Source organism: Mycobacterium sp. E3251, assembly GCF_001666835.1.
Classification (GTDB): domain Bacteria; phylum Actinomycetota; class Actinomycetes; order Mycobacteriales; family Mycobacteriaceae; genus Mycobacterium.
Window position 1 is genome coordinate 13,109 of sequence record NZ_LZJF01000054.1, and the last position, 16,224, is coordinate 29,332.

Below are 16,224 nucleotides of genomic sequence, written 5' to 3' on the forward strand. Positions count from 1 at the left end.
AAAGCAGACCACAACCGATGCATGACTACGCCAGGAAGACTTTGTTTATCGGCGGCGAGTGGATCACGCCGGCCGGCAGGGACCTCATCGAGGTGATCGACCCCTCGACAGAACAGGTCATTGGCACGGTTCCCGCAGGTAACGAAGCCGACGTCGATGCGGCGGTTTCCGCGGCACGGCGCGCCTTTGACCCGCTGATCAGTGTCGCCGAGCGCCGCCAGCGCGTCGCGGCGGTGATCGCTGCCATGGAAAAGCGTCTGCCGGATATCGCCGAGACGATCACCCGGGAAATGGGTGCGCCGGTGCGCATCGCGCAGACCGTGCAGACGCAGGTCCCGCTGGCGGTGGCCCGCGGATTCGCTGCCGTTCTTGATGGTTTCGAGTTCGAAGAACGAGTGGGGAACTCGCTGATCCTGCGCGAACCCTACGGCGTGGTCGGCGCAATCACGCCCTGGAACTATCCGCTGTATCAGGTGGTCGCCAAGGTGCTCCCGGCGATCGCGGCCGGTTGCACGGTGGTTCTCAAACCCAGCAATGAAGCACCGTTGTCGGTGTTCGAGTTCGTCGAGGCCCTCGAGGAGGCCGGTCTGCCCGCCGGTGTGGTGAACCTGGTTTCGGGGCGCGGTGCGCGGATCGGCGAGCGCATCGCCGCCCATCCCGAAATCGACTTCGTCTCGTTCACCGGTTCCACGGGCGTCGGAGCCCGCGTCGGGGAGTTGGCCGGGCGGTCGGTGAAGAAGGTCGCGCTTGAACTTGGCGGCAAGTCAGCCAATGTCATCCTCCACGACGCCGACCTGGCGACCGCGGTGAAGGTCGGAGTCGGCAACGCGTTCCTCAACGGCGGCCAGACCTGCATGGCCTGGACACGGATGCTGGTGCCCCAGTCCCGCTACGGCGAGGCCCTGGCGCTGATCGAGGCCGCCGTGTCGAAATACACCGTGGGCGATCCGCGCGACCCGGCGACCCGAATCGGACCCTCGGCGTCGGCGGGCCAGTTCGAAACCGTGCGGGGTTTCATCGAACGCGCCCAACGCGACGGTGCGCGCCTGCTCACCGGGGGCGCCGAGCCGATCCGCGAGGTCGGCTACTACGTCGCACCCACGGTGTTCGCCGACGTCGACCCGGATTCCGAACTCGGCCAAGAAGAGATCTTCGGTCCCGTCCTGGCTGTCATCCCGTTTACCGACGATGCCGACGCCCTGCGCATCGCCAACGGCACCCCATACGGCCTCTCGGGCGCGGTGTGGGCGGCCGACACCGACCGGGCCATCGCCTTTGCGCGCGGCGTGCAGACCGGCCAGCTCGACATCAACGGCGGCAAGTACAACCCGGTGGCACCGTTCGGCGGCTACAAGAAATCCGGCATCGGACGTGAACTCGGCCGCGCCGGATTCGAAGAGTACTTGCAGACCAAGTCCCTGCAGCTGCCGGCATGAGCGTGCCTCTCGATATCGCGACCAGCGGACCCACGCAGGTATGGACGATCGACCTGCCGCACCTCGGCAACGCGATCACCGACAAAGCGTTCATCTCCGCGTTCGAGGCCGCAGTCGATAATGCCAACGCCGACACCAATATTCGTGCGGTGATCCTCACCGGACGCGGCAAGATCTTCTCCGCCGGCGGCAACGTCAAAGAGATGGCCGACCGAGACGGCATGTTCGGCCTGGACGCTCGGGCCCAACGGCACGCCTACATCGACGGCATCCAACGGATCCCGCGGGCACTGGCCCGCCTCGAGGTTCCGCTGATCGCAGCAGTCAATGGGCCGGCCATTGGCGCCGGTTGCGATCTGGCGATGATGTGCGACATCCGAGTGGCCTCTGAGCGGGCGTCCTTCGCCGAGAGCTTCGTACAGCTCGGCCTAATCCCCGGCGATGGGGGCACCTGGTTTCTGCCGCGGGCGGTGGGCTACGAGCGGGCCGCCGAGATGACCTTCACCGGTGACCGCATCGACGCGGCGACCGCCGTGCAGTGGGGCATGGTCAGCCGGGTGGTGCCCCACGACGACCTGCTCTCCCACGCGCACGCGTTGGCCGAGCGGATCGTCAAGAACCCGCCGCACGCGCTGCGGATGGCCAAACGGTTGCTGCGAGAATCGCAGACGGCGTCACTGGACACCACGCTGGGGATGGCCGCAGCGATGCAGCCGCTGGCTCACCGCGATCCCGAACATGAACGGCGTATCGCGAAGTGGAAGACGACCTGATGGCGCTACCCCGGTTGGTGCCACCGGCCGCCGTCGATCCATCGACGCAGGCGCTACGCGCGGAGGTCCGTCAGTTTCTCGCCGACCAACGCGCCGCGGGCGCCTTCACCCCGTCGGTAGACGCCTGGCTCACGGGGTGGGACGAGACTTTCACTGCCGCCCTGGCGGCGCGCGGCTGGATCGGTATGACGGTGCCCGTCGAGTACGGCGGACACGGGCGCACATTTCTGGAACGGTTCGCGGTCACCGAGGAGCTGCTGGCCGCCGGCGCACCGGTCGCCGCGCACTGGATCGCCGACCGCCAGGTCGTGCCTTCGCTGCTGAAATACGGCACCGAATTGCAGAAGTCGCAATTTCTGCCCCGGATCGTACGTGGCGAATGCTTCTTCGCCATCGGCATGAGCGAACCCGATTCCGGTTCCGATCTGGCCAGTGTGCGCACCCGCGCCGTGCGCGTGGAGGGCGGTTGGTCGCTATCGGGCACAAAGGTTTGGACATCGGGCGCACACCGCGCCCACGCCTTCATCGTGCTTGCCCGCACTGCACCAGTGAAGCCAGACCAGCGCCATGCTGGGCTCAGCCAGTTCATCGTCGACCTACGAGGTGCGGGGGTGCAGGTCGGTCCGATCATTTCGATGAACGGCGCCCACCACTTCAACGAGGTGATCCTCGACCAGGCATTCGTGCCCGACGCGATGGTGTTCGGTGACGTCGGCGCCGGCTGGACGCAGGTGACATCCGAGTTGAGTTTTGAGCGCAGCGGACCCGAACGCTTCCTCTCTACTTTCGTTCTGCTCGCAGCGACCACCGCCAACATGGCGACCCAGCGCATCTCGCGAGATGAGAGCCTCGGGCGCCTGGTGGCCCGGGTCGCCGGCCTGCACCAGATGTCGACCGCTGTCGCCGGCGCCCTGGAGCGCCGCGAGCCCGCTGACGTGGCCGCGGCGGTGGTCAAGGTGCTGGGCACCACTGTCGAAGGTGACGTCGCCGACTTCGCTGACCGGCACGGCGGCGTCGATGCGGCATCCTCGGAGCTGATAGCCGCCGCGGTGGACCAGCGCCCCGGCTTTACCCTGCGTGGCGGAACCAACGAGGTGTTGCGCGGTGTGATTGCCCGCGGATTGGGGATCCGTTGACAACCTCACCGATCGACGCGTCCCCGGTGGACCCGGCCCTGATCGACATGATGCGCGCGGTATTCGGCGCGTACCGCACAACGCAGTCATCCGTCGCCACTGTCGATCGTGACGCCCAGCTATGGCGCCAGCTTGACGAGCTCGGACTGGTGCGCCTCACCGGCCCCGAACACTCCGGTGGCAGCGGCGCCGGCTGGCACGAAGCGGCCGAGCTGCTCACCGTCGCTGTTCAGCACGGCGCGCGAATCCCATTGGCCGAGCACGATTTATTGGCGTGCTGGCTGCTGGAGGCCAGCGGATCGCCATGCGACGACGCGGTGCGGACCGTGTGCCTGCTCGATGCCCAGGGTGCCGCGAGGGGCGTGCCCTGGGCGTCTCGCGCCCAACAGATCGTGGTCATCTGGCAGCGGGGCGGCGAGTATCACGCCGCCGACGTCAATGCCGAGTCGTTGGATATCACGCCCGGCGCCAATGCGATTGGCGAGCCACGGGATATCGTCGTCGCCGACCCCGCCGGCTGGTGCGGTGTTCCCCTCGAGGCGAGTGTGGTCGACCAGCTGCGGCTGAAATCGGCCTTGGTGCGCGCGGTGCAAGTGTGTGCGGCGCTGGACCGGATTCTGGAGCTTTCGATCGAGCACGCGAGCTCACGCGTCCAGTTCGGTCGACCCCTTTCGCGATTTCAGGCCGTGCAGAACATGATCGCCGACATCGCCGCGCAGGCGGCTCTGGCGCGATCGGCCACCGAGGCGGCGCTGACGGCGGCGGTCACTAGCGCGTGGTCGGCTTCCAACCTCGCCTTCCTCATAGCGGTGGCACGTTCGTGTGTGGGCCAGGCCGCCTCCGTGGTGGTGCGTAACGCTCACCAGGTTCATGGCGCGATCGGCACCACACGGGAGCACCGGCTACACGAGTTCACCCGGCCCGCCCTGGTGTGGCGGGGGGAGTTCGGATCCGTGCAATATTGGGACGAACAGGTCACGTCGGCCGCGCTTGGGGCGGGAGCCGCCGGGCTATGGAGCCTGATCGGCGGCTGAGCATGGACGGTGTTCCACTCAACGGGCGCCGGGGTGTTAGCGGGGCCACAGCCGGGATTGACTGTGGGCATGAGCAACGACATCACGCTGTCGGAACTGCAGGAGTTCATCGCCGCCTTCTGGTACCACTACGACGAAGCCAACTATGACGAGCTGGCCGCCAGCTACGCCCACGATGTGCACTACCTGACCCGAAGCGACAGTGGCGCAAGTCCTTTCGAGGAACTGATGTCGCCCGAACTCGACACTCGTGACGCGGTCATCGAGTGGCTGTCCGAGCATCGCAAACAAAGCCCCTACCCGCTGCGTCACCACGCCACCAACGTGCACCGCACCGGCACCGATAGCGGCGTAACCCGCGCCCGCTTTTACATCTTCGTCAATCAGATCGCCAACTTCGTGCCGTTCGCGGTGTCCAGCGGGGTGGTCAACGTCGGCGTGCGCCGAGGCCCCAATGGGCTGGAGTTCACCGATATGGACGTCGTACTGGATGCCACCAACTCCGTGCTGCTATCCGAACTGCACAGCGACACCGCCACCGCGTCGCAACCATGACCGTTCAAGAGCTCTTCTCTGGCGGCGTCGCCGTCATCACCGGTGCCGGCTCGGGCTTTGGTGCCGGCATGGCCCGATACGCCGGCAAATTGGGCATGACCGTGGTGCTCACCGATGTCGATGCGCACAGCATCACCGCCCTGCGCCAGGAGCTCACCGCCGCAGGAAGCACCGCGGTCGATATGGTCTGCGACGTAAGGGATCCCGTCGCCATGCAAGAGCTCGCCGACAAGACCTATCGCGATGTCGGGCCGGTGCGGTTGCTGGTGAACAATGCCGGAATTGAACAGTTCGGCTACCTGTGGGACACCCCGGTGGTCAACTGGCAGCGGATCGTCGACATCAACATCAGCGGGGTCTTCTACGGCATCCGCGCGTTTCTGCCGCGAATGATGGCGAGCCCTGAGCAGGCGTGGGTGTGGAATGTGTCGTCTGTTGGTGGGGTCGTCGCGATGCCATTGCAAACGCCCTACATTGTGAGCAAGCATGCGGTGCTGGCGATGACCGAGTGTCTCGACCTAGAAGTACAGTCCAGCGGGCACGACCACCACATTCATGTCCAGGCGGTGCTGCCCGGCCCGGTGCTGTCCAACATTTTCGAATCAGCCGGCGGCGTCGACGGCAATGAGGCAACCGACGTCGCGGCCGCCGAGGCACACCGTACGGCCATGCTCGACCTGAAGGCCGACGCGATGGACCCGCTGACAGCTGCCGCGGTGGTGTTCGAGCAAGCCGCGAAAGGCGGTTTCTATCTGCTCACCCATCCAGACTACGTTCGGTCGGCGATGCAAGAGCGTGCCAATACCCTTGCGTCCCAACAGGCGCCGGTATTGCGCACCGAGCGCCGGTTCGACCCCGCGCGGCATTAACGTGCCCACTCCCCCGCTGGATCCCGACGCCGCCGCCCGAGTCGCGTCGTTCGGTACGATCCCGCCGATGCGCCAACGCGGCCTAGCCGCGGTGCGGGCCGCGATCGAATCCGCGCCGCTGCCCGAGGCAATGCCACAGATGGACAGCGTCACCGACGTCACCATCCCGGGGCCAGCCGGGCCGATACCCGCGCGGATCTACCGTCCCACCACAGATTCCCACACACCCGTGCTGGTGTATTTCCACGGCGGCGGCCTGGTCATGGGCTCCAACCACTCGTTCGAACCGCTGGCCCGCGCGCTCGCCTCGGCGTCGATGTCCACCGTTGTCGCCGTCGACTACCGCCTGGCCCCGGAAGCGGCACCCCCGGCGCAGTTCGACGACGCCTACGCCGCCACTGAATGGGTATCACGCCGAGCCGCGGAGCTACGCGTCGACGCCAACCGGCTCGCAGTGATCGGCGACAGCGCCGGAGGTTCGTTGGCGGCCGCGGTTGCACTGGCCGCGCGTGACCGCCGCGGTCCGGCGATCTGCGCGCAGGTGCTGCTGTACCCGGGCCTGGATCGCGACATGACGGCCCCGTCGGTCGCTTCGACGGCCGACGCGCCGCTCCTCACCCGCGACGACATCGACTACATGCACGCACTTGCCGACGGAGATGCCGGGCCGCCCGAGGACCCGTTCCTGGTTCCCGCCTACGCCTCCGACCTTTCTGGGCTGCCGCCCGCGATCGTGGTCACCGGTGGCTGCGATCCAATCCGGGACTGGGGTGAACGATACGCGGCCCGGCTGCGGGACGCCGAAGTTCAGACCACCCTCACCCGCTATCCGGGTACCTACCACGGCTTTCTGATGTACCCCGACGCGACCGCCCGCGGCCGACTCGCCATCGCCGAAATCGGCGCGGCATTGGGCGCCAAGTTCGCCAATCCGCTCCCATTTTGACGTCCCGATCACCGGACACGCGTCGACCGTACGACGACGGTGCCGGAGACAATCCCACCAATCCAAACATGCAGAAGGAGACCGCTGATGCTTACGGATGAGCGCCGGATGGAGCTTTCCAACGTTTTGCGGCCCGCCGCCCCGCCGCGCGAAATCGACAACGTCTACACCGCCGACCAACGCGAGCGGCTGCTCAATGTCGTACACGCGCACGGTCCTTGGAAGCTGATCATCGCCCAACACTTCGCGTCGGCCGACGAATTGATGGCCACCATGAGCGGTGCCTTTCCCGAGGGATTCACTCCGTCGCTGGACCTCTTTCTGACGCCAACATTCCGCGGCTACCTGGCCAACTACGGGGCCATCCTGTACCCGGAGCTGCACGACTGCTTCTACAACGCCACGTTCCTCGAGCACGCGAAGAGCTACTGGAACGCCGAGTACGCCAAGCCTGAGATGATGCTGTTCAACATCAACGGCCCCTGCGCCAACCGCGATCCCGGCCATCTGGACTCGCCGAGCTTTCGCGGTGTACGCCACGAGAACGCCCCCACCTGGCTGTGCAGCGTGATGGGCAAGTCGGGCCTGTTCACCGACTACCTCATCAAAATGGCTCAGGTCATCACCTGGTTCTCCCTCGACGAGGGGTCCGGTTTTACCTATTGGCCCGACGGCCCACTCAAGGCACCCTCCCGGGTCTTGCCGCCGATCAACAACCGCGGAGTGGTCGTTCAGAACGAGATGATGGTGCACCGCGGAGAAGCCAACGGGCCGCTGGAACAACAGATTCCGCCGGGGCTGGCCTTCGACACCGTCTTCGCCGGCGACCCGGCCGACCCCGACCACTGGCTTCTGAAGAACGGCGACGACGTCATCGCCCGTCACCACACCGACGAGTTGCGTTTCCTGGTCCACTGGTCCGCCGAAGTGTTCTCCGACTTCGAGGAACTCAAAAAGAACATGGACGGCTCCGACGACATCACGATCGAACGGGCCATCGGCATCATGATCGACGACCTCAAGGGCAAGGGCATCAAGCTCGACACTCCCAGCGATCCCCTGCACGACCCTGGATTCATTGCCGCGCTTAATGCTGCCTACGACCTCGGCGGACCCACTACCTATCCAGAAGAAGCGCCACTGAGTGCGTTCCAATTGGCTTAAGCACGGAAAGCGCAGCATCAAGGATCATTTCGGCGAATCCCGGGGTGGTGGGACAACGAAATGTCCCGAGAGCCACACGACGTTGGACCTATCCTGATCGACCGACCGTGAACTGCGGCTCAGACACCCGGGCACGCTAGCGTTCCTACGATCATCTGCATGGCGGATCGCAACGCGGATTGCAGGGCGGCGAAATCGCCGTGCTGGACCCAGTGGACGTAGGCGTGCCGACACGCTTGAACCACCAGCTGGGCAGGCAGCTCTCGGGTGAATGGGTCATCGCTTAGATCGAACCGGGCGGCAAGGAACTCGGTGATGGAAGCGATAAGGTCTTGTCCCCAGTCCAGCCACCGCAATCGGTATTGGGGATCGCTGATCATCATCGCCATGAACCTGCGATCGATCTCCATCCGGCCCCGCCGGGGAACTTCGGTGCTGAATGCCGCAACGAGGACCTCGACGGTATCGCTGTCCGGTGCTGCGTCACGCAGGGTCTCGATGCTCAGCCTGCCGAATTCACGGAATAGCGGCATAACGACGTCTTCTTTGACCGGGAAGTACCGGTGAAACGTCCGCGGCGCAATGCCCACCGCTTCGCAGATCCGCTCGACGGTCGCCGAGGTAGACCCGTCGGCGAGAAAAGTGTCGCGGGCAGCTAGCGCGATGTGCATCCGAAGATCCTCGGCGCGGCGCTCCGCGTGCGTCGCCGGACTGCTCACCAGCCTTGCCTCACTTCCTCGCCACACGAACTGCACGTCAATCCTAACCGCGGCAATCCCTTGACTGATGTGCTCGGACCTGCGACGGCATCCCGCTGAGCGGGATCGCGATGGTGACCCACACCCCTGCGGACTAACATCGTGTTGTCAGATTCTGCCATTCATGTCGCAATCTGACACACCACCGCAGTGACGCGCCGCCCAACAGTGGCCCTTTGACAGGTATGCGATGGCCCGCCCCCAGGCGGGCTGAACCACCCAGCCAACGAGGTCACGACGCCAGCCGAGCCCAATTGAGGAGAAACCCCGATGACCACTGAGACCGAAGAACTCAACTATGACGACTACACCCATGACTTCATGGGGAAGGTCGGCAACGTCCAAGACTTTTCCCGCGATTTCCTCATGGGCCTAGCGCGAGTGTTCGAAGACGTCTTGAACTTCATGCCCTACGCCCATGTCAAGATCTACTCGGAGAAGGTCGGCATTAGCGCGGCCATGGACGTCGCCGCGGAGCTGTCGCGGGCGGGGATGCGCCAAGTGATGCCGATGGGGCGCTACATCGCCCCTCCGGGTTGGGACTGGAAAAACGCTCAATACCAAGCGATTCCCTTTGATGTTCAGACTGAGGACCTGACCAAGCCGGCCCTGATACGTCTGATCAAAACCTATTGGGACCAGTACCTCAAAGGACACAACTATTTCATCGACCAGTGGACCAAGATCCTCCCTGAGGAGGAGGTCTGGCTCGGGCTTCCCGACATGTATCAACTCATCATCGATTACCAATACCCCAAACTGGCCAGAGTGTTCAAGATCGAGCCAGTGCACGTGGTGGACTTTCTCAAGTTGGCCTGCCTGAGCATCGATGGCACGCTCGGGTACGGCGGCGAGTACATCGTGTACAACCCCGATCACGTGGTGCTCAACATGCGTCGGTGCGAAGTGCTGCAGAAGTACACCGACGAAGGCCTCTACCCACCGGCACGGGCCTGGATGAACTGCACTTTTGAGCAGCGAATCTCAGCCCCGTTCTTTCCTGGGTGCAAACTCGACATCAACTTGCCGCCAAAGGATTTCAAGTTTGCCCAAGGAGAACCATTCTGCGTGTGGACGTACACGCGCGGTGAAGCAAACCATAAGGCGGCCGCGGCCGCCCCTGATCCCAGAGCCAGCGCGATGAAGAAGATCCCCATCATGCCGGTGTCATCGACTTAGGAAGCGGCGTGGTCGCGGATCCTCGGCCAAGAGTTGCGAGGCCCGGCCGTCATGCCGACGTTCCGGCGCTTCCATCGACGATCGTAAGCGTGCCGGCACGCACGGCATCCGTGATCGACTCAGTCAGAGCCGAGCATGACAGGAACAGATCACAACGTCCATATGGCGCTAATTGTGCAGCAGCGGAACGCTCCTCACAGCAGGCCAGGGCCGAGGCTGTCCACTGCACGCTCGTCTGGTTCCAGCTGCTTTTACGGACGTGCACTCGCGCTCGACAGCGCCGACATGCCACGGACATCATGGGCATGTCGGCGAGGCGCTCGTCCTCTCTCACAAGCGAAGCCACCGTCATCACACCGAGTCTTTGGCGGTAGCCTGCGCAGCGATATTGGACTCGACCACCTTCATCCAGGCCTCGTACGGACGGGTGGTGTCGAGCTCAAACTCGAAGCGGTCCACCATATCCGGTTGGACATCGGCGACATCGACGTAGAACTGTTCGTACCATCGACGTAGTTGGTAAACCGGGCCGTCTTCTTCGACCAAGAGCGGATTATCGATGCGCGCCTTGTGCCGCCAGATCTGCACATCTTGTTCGAAACCGAGTTTGACGAAGTCGCCCAGGGCGACCGCAGTCTGCACTGCGACATCATCGGGTAGCGCCTCGGATTTCTTGACGATGATGCCGTACTGCAGCACAAAGGAATTCGCGTCAACTGGGTAATGACAATTGATCAAGACGGTGTGGTGGTCACCATCCGCGTAGTGATAAGTCAGGTCGTCGACCATGAATGATGGTCCATAGTAAGACGCCACCGATGTTGTGCCGAGCAACTGAGGACCTTCTGTGCCACCCAGGTCGGGTCGGCCCGCACTGTTCATGTACTGGGTAGCCACGTGCCCTTCGAAGATGTTCTTGAAATGGGTCGGCAGGGACCCGTGGATATAGAAGAAGTGGGCCATGTCCACGACGTTGTCGATGATTTCGCGGCAGTTTGTGTTCACGACCGTCGTGTACCAGTGCCAATCGGTCCACTCGTCGCTAGCGGCGCCCTCGATACGCGGGATCGCGACCTCAGGTGGGGGCGGTTTGCGCTCGGGATCGTTCCACACAAAGAGCATGCCGTCCTGCTGCAGGGTGGTCCACGCTTGGGTGCGGGCCAGCTTGGGTGTGCGTTTGCTGTAGGGCACCAGCTTGCAGCGTCCGTCACCACCCCAGCGCCAGTCATGGAACGGGCACGCCACCTCGTTGCCCTTGACCTCACCTTGCGACAGGTCACCTCCCATGTGGCGGCAGTAGCCGTCGAGGACATTGACCTGTCCATCACCGCCGCGAAATACCACCAGCTTCTGGCCGAAAGCATTGATTGCGTGCGGCTTGCCGTCACTGAAGTCTTTGATCAGACCTAGGCAATGCCAGCCGCGGGCGAATCGAGTTGGCGCAGCATCGGCCTCGATCAGCCGAACTTCGCCGGCTTCGGACTGCGAATTCATGGGCGCCATTCAACTCCGACTGACCGGCAGGTGGAGGGCACGTGTTCCACTGATCAGGACGCCTCTTCCCGCCAAGCGGCCCGGCCGCTTACCGTTACCAGGCGTGACAACGCACAGCACGACGATTCCTGCTGGACTTCCCGTGTCCGACACGACGGTGGACCTACTCGTGATCGGTTCGGGAACCGGCATGGCCGCAGCACTCGCCGCCCACGACCGGGGGCTCTCCGTGCTGATCGTCGAGAAGTCCTCGTACGTGGGTGGTTCGACGGCACGTTCCGGTGGCGCGCTGTGGCTGCCCGCGGGCCCAGTGCTGCAGCGGGCCGGTGCCAACGACACCGCCGAGCGCGCCGCTACCTATCTTGACTCCGTTGTTGCGGGCTCAGCCCCACCTCCGCGTTCCGCGGGATTTTTGACACATCTCTCCGCGACCGTCGAGCTGCTGGAGCGTACGACTCCGATGCGGTTGTTCTGGGCCCGGGAATACTCCGACTACCACCCCGAAGAGCCCGGCGGCAGCGCAGCTGGGCGTACCTGCGAGTGCCGGCCCCTAGACACTGCCGTCCTGGGCGAATATCGCGGCCGGCTGCGGCCCGGGGTCATGGAGTCCGGTTTCTCTATCCCGACAACGGGGGCGGATTATCGTTGGCTCAACCTGGTTGCGCGGGTGCCGCGCAAGGGAATTCCGACCCTCGCGAAGCGAGTGGCCCAGGGTCTGGGTGGCCGCCTGCTTGGCCGGCACTACGCCGCGGGCGGCCAAGCCCTGGCAGCCGCCCTCTTCGCCGGTGTGTTGCGCGCTCAGATCCCGGTGTGGACCGACACCACCTTGCTGCGTCTGGTCGGCGACGACGACCGCGTCAGCGGTGCGGTTGTCGGCCATGGTGGCCGTGAAGTGACCATCACGGCCAGGCACGGGGTGGTGCTGGCCACCGGCGGCTTTGACCACTGCATGGAGATGCGCTGGAAATTTCAGTCCGAGTCACTCGACCCCAACGTCAGCCTGGGCGCCGACTCAAATACCGGCGAGGGGATCCGCGTCGCCCAAGAACTCGGCGCAGACATCGATCTGATGGACCAGGCTTGGTGGTTTCCCGCGATCGCGCCGCTGCCGGGCAAGGCGCCCGCGGTCATGCTCGCAGAGCGATCACTTCCGGGCTGCCTCATCGTCAACCAAAATGGGCATCGATTCGCCAACGAGTCGGCCGACTACATGTCGTTCGGTCAGCGATTGCTGGAACTCGAGCAGTCCGGGCAACCGGTAGAAGCAATGTGGATCATCTTCGATCAGCAATACCGCAACAGCTATGTCTTTGGCGCCGAACTGTTTCCGCGGATGCCCATTCCGCAGACCTGGTATGACGCGGGCATCGCGGTGCGCGCCGACAGCCTGCGCGAACTCGGCGCTCGGATCGGCGCTCCCACATCACCGTTCAACCAGACGATGACGCGCTTCAACGAAAGCGCTGCTTTTGGCGAGGATCCCGACTTCGGTCGCGGCCGCAGCGCCTATGACCGCTACTACGGTGACCCGACGATAACGCCGAATCCCAATCTGCGACCGTTGACCAAGGGCCCGTTCTACGCTGTGAAGATGGTGCTCAGCGACCTGGGTACCTGCGGTGGACTCAAGGCCGACGAGCGGGCACGGGTGCTGCGCGAAGACGGCGCTGTCATCACCGGGTTGTACGCCATCGGTAACACCGCCGCCAACGCGTTCGGAGCCACATATCCCGGCGCGGGCGCGACGATCGCCCAAGGGTTGGTATACGGCTACATCGCCGCCAGAGACGCCGCCGGTGGCGGTTAGTCGTCTCGGCGCTTGGCTTGGACCTGCTTTTCCACCTCACGCCAGTACCCGGGCGTGGGGCGCAATTTGCCCGATCCGCCTTTCGCCTTCTGCATGGAGCCGTCGGCCTCGTCGATTTCCTTCATCAGTTCCAGCGCAAACTCGCGCTCGGCGGCGTAGTACTTGGCCGCCCACCGCAGCGCGAGCACTGAGTAGGCCCAAGCCGGCTCGTCCTCGGCGCCTTCGGCGTCCTCGACAGCTTTGCGATGCCTGGCTTCGGCGTAGGCCACGTGGTCCTGCAACATTTCCTTGAGCCGAGCGGGGGTCGTCAGATGACCGAACGTCACGCGCATCAGCACGCTATGTTTGAGCACCGGCGGATCCACCGGGGCATTGTTGGTCCAGTCGGTGACGGCATCCAACCCGGCCGCGGTGATCTTGTAGAGCCGGCGGCTGCGGGTGCCCTCGTCACGTTCGATGCGTGATGTCACCAGCCCCAAGCTTTGGAGCTTCTTCAGCTCGGTATAGATCTGGCTGTTCGACGGGCTCCAGTAGTAGAGGTCAACGCTCCAGTCGATCCATTTTTTCAGGTCGTAGCCGGAGACTTCCTCTTCATAAGAGAGCATGCCCAGCAACGCCCAACTGGTGGCGGCAAGTGCCGACTTCACCGGCTTATCGCTGGGCTCGGCCATTTTGCCAGATTAACAGCACAGCCGAGATGTCCCTGTGCTATGCCCGCTGGACGGGACGCCACCTTCCGGACCGCGACCGCTCAATTCACGCTTGTTAGTCGATGACCACCGAAGTCACCAAGCGTCGACCCCATGCGCAGCGTCCCCCGTTCTGCAGCGTGCGGCCCGCACCACGTCCGCTGCAACGCCAACAATCGGCGTGCCACGCCTAGGGGACGACGCGCCCCGGCTCGCGGTTCGCTGTCCGTGAGGGCGAAGACCTTGCCAGCGACACCGCCGACACCGGGGATTTGGGTATACCGATGACTGACCCCTCGTCTACATACGAGCTACTGGCCATTTCCGTTCGCAAACTAATCGACGCAACAATCCGAACGGAGTTGGAGCCCAACGCTATTGCCTCCACAACGGCCGAGATCGACGCAATCACAGGCCGACTGAGCGCCGAGCAGATACCTGGATCGTTCGGCGAGCGCACCCGCGCCGACGGGCAAAACGCGGCCTCAGGTAATGCGGTGATCGGAGTCCGCAACCCGTTGGCTCCCCCACTCGTGATTCACGAGGGAAACGGATTGGTTTGGTCGGAACTCGTCCTCGGTGCAGCCTATGAAGGACCGGCGGGTTACGTGCACGGCGGTGTCTGCGCGATGGTGTTGGACCATGTACTGGGCGCTACCGCCCACAAGCCAGGGCGGCCGGCCTACACCGGGACGCTGACCCTGCGCTACCACCGAGGAACCTCGCTACGAAAGCCTCTTCGCGCCGAGGCCTGGGTCGACCGCGTCGAAGGGGTCAAGACCTTCGCCGCTGGACAGCTCAGCGACAGCGATGGCGTAACCGTTTCAGCAGAAGGGGTTTTCATTCATCCGCGGGAGTAAGCAAAACATCGCCGATAGAGCACGCCTACGACCCATCCCAGACATCGAGTGTTGGAAAGTGCCGAGCCGGGCTGCCCCCATCATCATCTCTGACCGCGGATCTGACGAAACAAACCACCGCATAAGGCCTGAAAAGTTGCGCTTGAGTCAAGCACTGGGGTGCGTCTGAACAGCGCGCTGTGGAAGACCGCTCTCTTCAGTGGCCGGGGGCCTAACCCCGGGCAACTTTATGAACCGGCTTTTGGAGACTCTCGTATCAGGGCGCGATTACCGGCGTTGGGGAGCGAGGCGCTTCAACGCGAGTCCCCCCTCGAAGGGGCGGTAGCCGAACGCGGCCGGGGCACGGTACCCGGTGTCCTCAAGGGGGGTATGCACTTCAGCCACGGTCGGCCCGATCTCGGCTGCAATCGGCGCCAGTGCATCGAGGTCGAATCGGTACAGCCGGGCCGCGTTCTCCGCCAAAATTTTTCGGCACTCGCTTTCCGATCTGTTCTGTAGCGCCCACCGGATGGCCAGCCTGGATTGAGGAGTGAAGCCCTCCTCGTGCGGATAGTCGCTTCCCCATAGAATGTGGTCTGCACCCATGAAATTAATCATCACTGATTCAAAGGGCGCCAATTCGCTGGCCAGGTAGCAGTTCCGCTGGGCGTACTGACTCGGCGTGAGGGTAAGCCCATCGACCGAGGAACCACCGAACATGCCGTACGTGCGGTTGCCGGCTTCGGACTTCATCGTCGGGACCATCGCATCGAGCGTCATCAGTTGCTGCTGTACCCACAGTGTGCCCTGCTCTGTAGGGGCGAACCGTAGCGTGGGGTAACGCTCGAAAACCCCGGCCAGGATGAGATGGCCCAGGCTGCGCTGGGCCCACAGCGCCATTTCCGTGATGAGCACGGCGTTGGATGCCGGCTGATCCATGGGCATTGCCGGACTTCCCGGACCGCCGTGCTGCACGATCGTCAGATCCAGTTCGCTGCACAACTGCCAAATCGGCTCATACCGAGTGTGGAACAGCGGGGCGACATTGGGGTCGCCCGGCGATACTGGGGGCAGCAGCACTCCACCGAAGCAGCCTTGCTCGTTGCCCCAACGAATTTCGTCCAGCGCGGCGTCGACGTCGTTGGGGAATACCTGGATCAGTCCTCGCCGGCGTGCGGGTGCCAGCGAACAAAAATCGACCTGCCATCGGTTGTGCGCCTGCACGCCCGCCCAGCGGTGTTCGAACTCTGCTCGGTTCTGGGGCAACGAGATGGTGATGTTGGGAGACGTCGGAAAGAAGGGAGGAACAGTGTTGGGCAGCAACAGCTCTGCCGCAACCCCGTCAGCGTCCATCTCGGAAATACGCAACTCATGGTCCCAGTTGCGCTTTGCGGTAGCGATGATCAAGTCATCGAAAGGACTGGCATACGTCGTGGCCCACGCGTCGAAGTCGTCGTGGAACGCCTTCGGGAGGTACGGCTTGTATTCGAGGAGGTCGGCGCCGGCGTGGGTATCCGCAGAAATGACAGTGTAGCGGGACGGGGT

15 protein-coding genes are annotated in these 16,224 nt (G+C 63.9%); 11 read left to right on the plus strand and 4 right to left on the minus strand.

Features of this window, described 5'->3' with window-relative positions; all coding sequences use genetic code 11:
• Window positions 1-17 precede the first annotated feature (17 nt).
• The 8 genes from A5697_RS06780 (at window position 18) to A5697_RS06815 (ending at window position 7,913) form a co-directional block, all read left to right on the plus strand.
• The gene (locus A5697_RS06780; RefSeq protein WP_068009079.1) at window positions 18-1,436 is read left to right on the plus strand and encodes an aldehyde dehydrogenase family protein; all 1,419 of its coding nucleotides are present in this window, start codon (window positions 18-20) and stop codon (window positions 1,434-1,436) included.
• On the plus strand, window positions 1,433-2,209 hold the full coding sequence (locus A5697_RS06785) for a crotonase/enoyl-CoA hydratase family protein (protein ID WP_068009081.1): 777 nt from the start codon (window positions 1,433-1,435) through the stop codon (window positions 2,207-2,209). Before A5697_RS06780 ends, A5697_RS06785 begins: the two co-directional genes overlap by 4 nt.
• On the plus strand, window positions 2,209-3,345 hold the full coding sequence (locus A5697_RS06790; protein WP_068009107.1) for an acyl-CoA dehydrogenase family protein: 1,137 nt from the start codon (window positions 2,209-2,211) through the stop codon (window positions 3,343-3,345). The genes A5697_RS06785 and A5697_RS06790 overlap by 1 nt, the downstream gene beginning before the upstream one ends.
• Before the next feature lie 47 nt (window positions 3,346-3,392).
• Window positions 3,393-4,379 carry an acyl-CoA dehydrogenase gene (locus A5697_RS06795; RefSeq protein WP_068009104.1) on the plus strand — a complete coding sequence of 329 codons (987 nt, stop codon included), beginning with the start codon at window positions 3,393-3,395 and terminating at the stop codon, window positions 4,377-4,379.
• A 69-nt stretch (window positions 4,380-4,448) separates the two neighbouring features.
• A complete protein-coding gene (locus A5697_RS06800; RefSeq protein WP_068009083.1) occupies window positions 4,449-4,934 on the plus strand; it encodes a nuclear transport factor 2 family protein in 486 nt (161 codons plus the stop codon).
• Window positions 4,931-5,803, plus strand: coding sequence for an SDR family oxidoreductase (locus tag A5697_RS06805; protein ID WP_068009086.1), 873 nt, complete (start codon window positions 4,931-4,933; stop codon window positions 5,801-5,803). The genes A5697_RS06800 and A5697_RS06805 overlap by 4 nt, the downstream gene beginning before the upstream one ends.
• Before the next feature lies 1 nt (window position 5,804).
• Window positions 5,805-6,749, plus strand: a complete 945-nt coding sequence (locus A5697_RS06810; protein ID WP_068009088.1) for an alpha/beta hydrolase — start codon at window positions 5,805-5,807, stop codon at window positions 6,747-6,749.
• 87 nt (window positions 6,750-6,836) lie between these two features.
• Window positions 6,837-7,913, plus strand: coding sequence for a hypothetical protein (locus tag A5697_RS06815; RefSeq protein WP_068009091.1), 1,077 nt, complete (start codon window positions 6,837-6,839; stop codon window positions 7,911-7,913).
• A 119-nt stretch (window positions 7,914-8,032) separates the two neighbouring features.
• On the opposite strand, the gene A5697_RS06820 is transcribed toward A5697_RS06815, so the two are convergent.
• On the minus strand, window positions 8,033-8,632 hold the full coding sequence (locus A5697_RS06820; protein WP_231971994.1) for a TetR family transcriptional regulator: 600 nt from the start codon (window positions 8,630-8,632) through the stop codon (window positions 8,033-8,035).
• A gap of 309 nt (window positions 8,633-8,941) precedes the next feature.
• Here A5697_RS06820 and A5697_RS06825 point away from each other — a divergent pair, with 309 nt between their 5' ends.
• Complete coding sequence (locus A5697_RS06825) at window positions 8,942-9,850, plus strand: hypothetical protein (protein WP_067277064.1); 909 nt, start codon at window positions 8,942-8,944, stop codon at window positions 9,848-9,850.
• Between the two features lie 351 nt (window positions 9,851-10,201).
• Here A5697_RS06825 and A5697_RS06830 read toward each other — a convergent pair whose 3' ends face one another.
• Window positions 10,202-11,344 carry a Rieske 2Fe-2S domain-containing protein gene (locus tag A5697_RS06830; RefSeq protein WP_068009095.1) on the minus strand — a complete coding sequence of 381 codons (1,143 nt, stop codon included), beginning with the start codon at window positions 11,342-11,344 and terminating at the stop codon, window positions 10,202-10,204.
• Window positions 11,345-11,447: 103 nt separating this feature from the next.
• Between A5697_RS06830 and A5697_RS06835 the strand changes: the two genes are divergently transcribed.
• Entirely contained in the window at window positions 11,448-13,151 is a 1,704-nt protein-coding gene (locus A5697_RS06835; protein ID WP_197500939.1) for a 3-ketosteroid-delta-1-dehydrogenase, read from the plus strand.
• Here A5697_RS06835 and A5697_RS06840 read toward each other — a convergent pair.
• On the minus strand, window positions 13,148-13,822 hold the full coding sequence (locus A5697_RS06840) for a PadR family transcriptional regulator (protein WP_067752631.1): 675 nt from the start codon (window positions 13,820-13,822) through the stop codon (window positions 13,148-13,150). The genes A5697_RS06835 and A5697_RS06840 overlap by 4 nt on opposite strands.
• Window positions 13,823-14,124: 302 nt before the next feature.
• Between A5697_RS06840 and A5697_RS06845 the strand changes: the two genes are divergently transcribed.
• Complete coding sequence (locus A5697_RS06845) at window positions 14,125-14,700, plus strand: PaaI family thioesterase (RefSeq protein ID WP_068009101.1); 576 nt, start codon at window positions 14,125-14,127, stop codon at window positions 14,698-14,700.
• A 267-nt stretch (window positions 14,701-14,967) separates the two neighbouring features.
• On the opposite strand, the gene A5697_RS06850 is transcribed toward A5697_RS06845, so the two are convergent.
• Window positions 14,968-16,224: amidohydrolase family protein (locus A5697_RS06850; protein WP_231971995.1), on the minus strand; the 1,257-nt coding region annotated here is incomplete at its 5' end.

What these genes read in the sequence shown, in the direction of transcription:
- A5697_RS06840 (WP_067752631.1), bottom strand. Translation starts at nt 13,822, where the DNA reads ATGGCCGAGCCCAGCGATAAGCCGGTGAAGTCGGCACTTGCCGCCACC.
- A5697_RS06780 (WP_068009079.1), top strand. Translation starts at nt 18, where the DNA reads ATGCATGACTACGCCAGGAAGACTTTGTTTATCGGCGGCGAGTGGATC.
- A5697_RS06815 (WP_068009091.1), top strand. Translation starts at nt 6,837, where the DNA reads ATGCTTACGGATGAGCGCCGGATGGAGCTTTCCAACGTTTTGCGGCCC.
- A5697_RS06825 (WP_067277064.1), top strand. Translation starts at nt 8,942, where the DNA reads ATGACCACTGAGACCGAAGAACTCAACTATGACGACTACACCCATGAC.
- A5697_RS06785 (WP_068009081.1), top strand. Translation starts at nt 1,433, where the DNA reads ATGAGCGTGCCTCTCGATATCGCGACCAGCGGACCCACGCAGGTATGG.
- A5697_RS06830 (WP_068009095.1), bottom strand. Translation starts at nt 11,344, where the DNA reads ATGAATTCGCAGTCCGAAGCCGGCGAAGTTCGGCTGATCGAGGCCGAT.
- A5697_RS06790 (WP_068009107.1), top strand. Translation starts at nt 2,209, where the DNA reads ATGGCGCTACCCCGGTTGGTGCCACCGGCCGCCGTCGATCCATCGACG.
- A5697_RS06805 (WP_068009086.1), top strand. Translation starts at nt 4,931, where the DNA reads ATGACCGTTCAAGAGCTCTTCTCTGGCGGCGTCGCCGTCATCACCGGT.
- A5697_RS06845 (WP_068009101.1), top strand. Translation starts at nt 14,125, where the DNA reads ATGACTGACCCCTCGTCTACATACGAGCTACTGGCCATTTCCGTTCGC.
- A5697_RS06800 (WP_068009083.1), top strand. Translation starts at nt 4,449, where the DNA reads ATGAGCAACGACATCACGCTGTCGGAACTGCAGGAGTTCATCGCCGCC.
- A5697_RS06795 (WP_068009104.1), top strand. Translation starts at nt 3,393, where the DNA reads ATGATGCGCGCGGTATTCGGCGCGTACCGCACAACGCAGTCATCCGTC.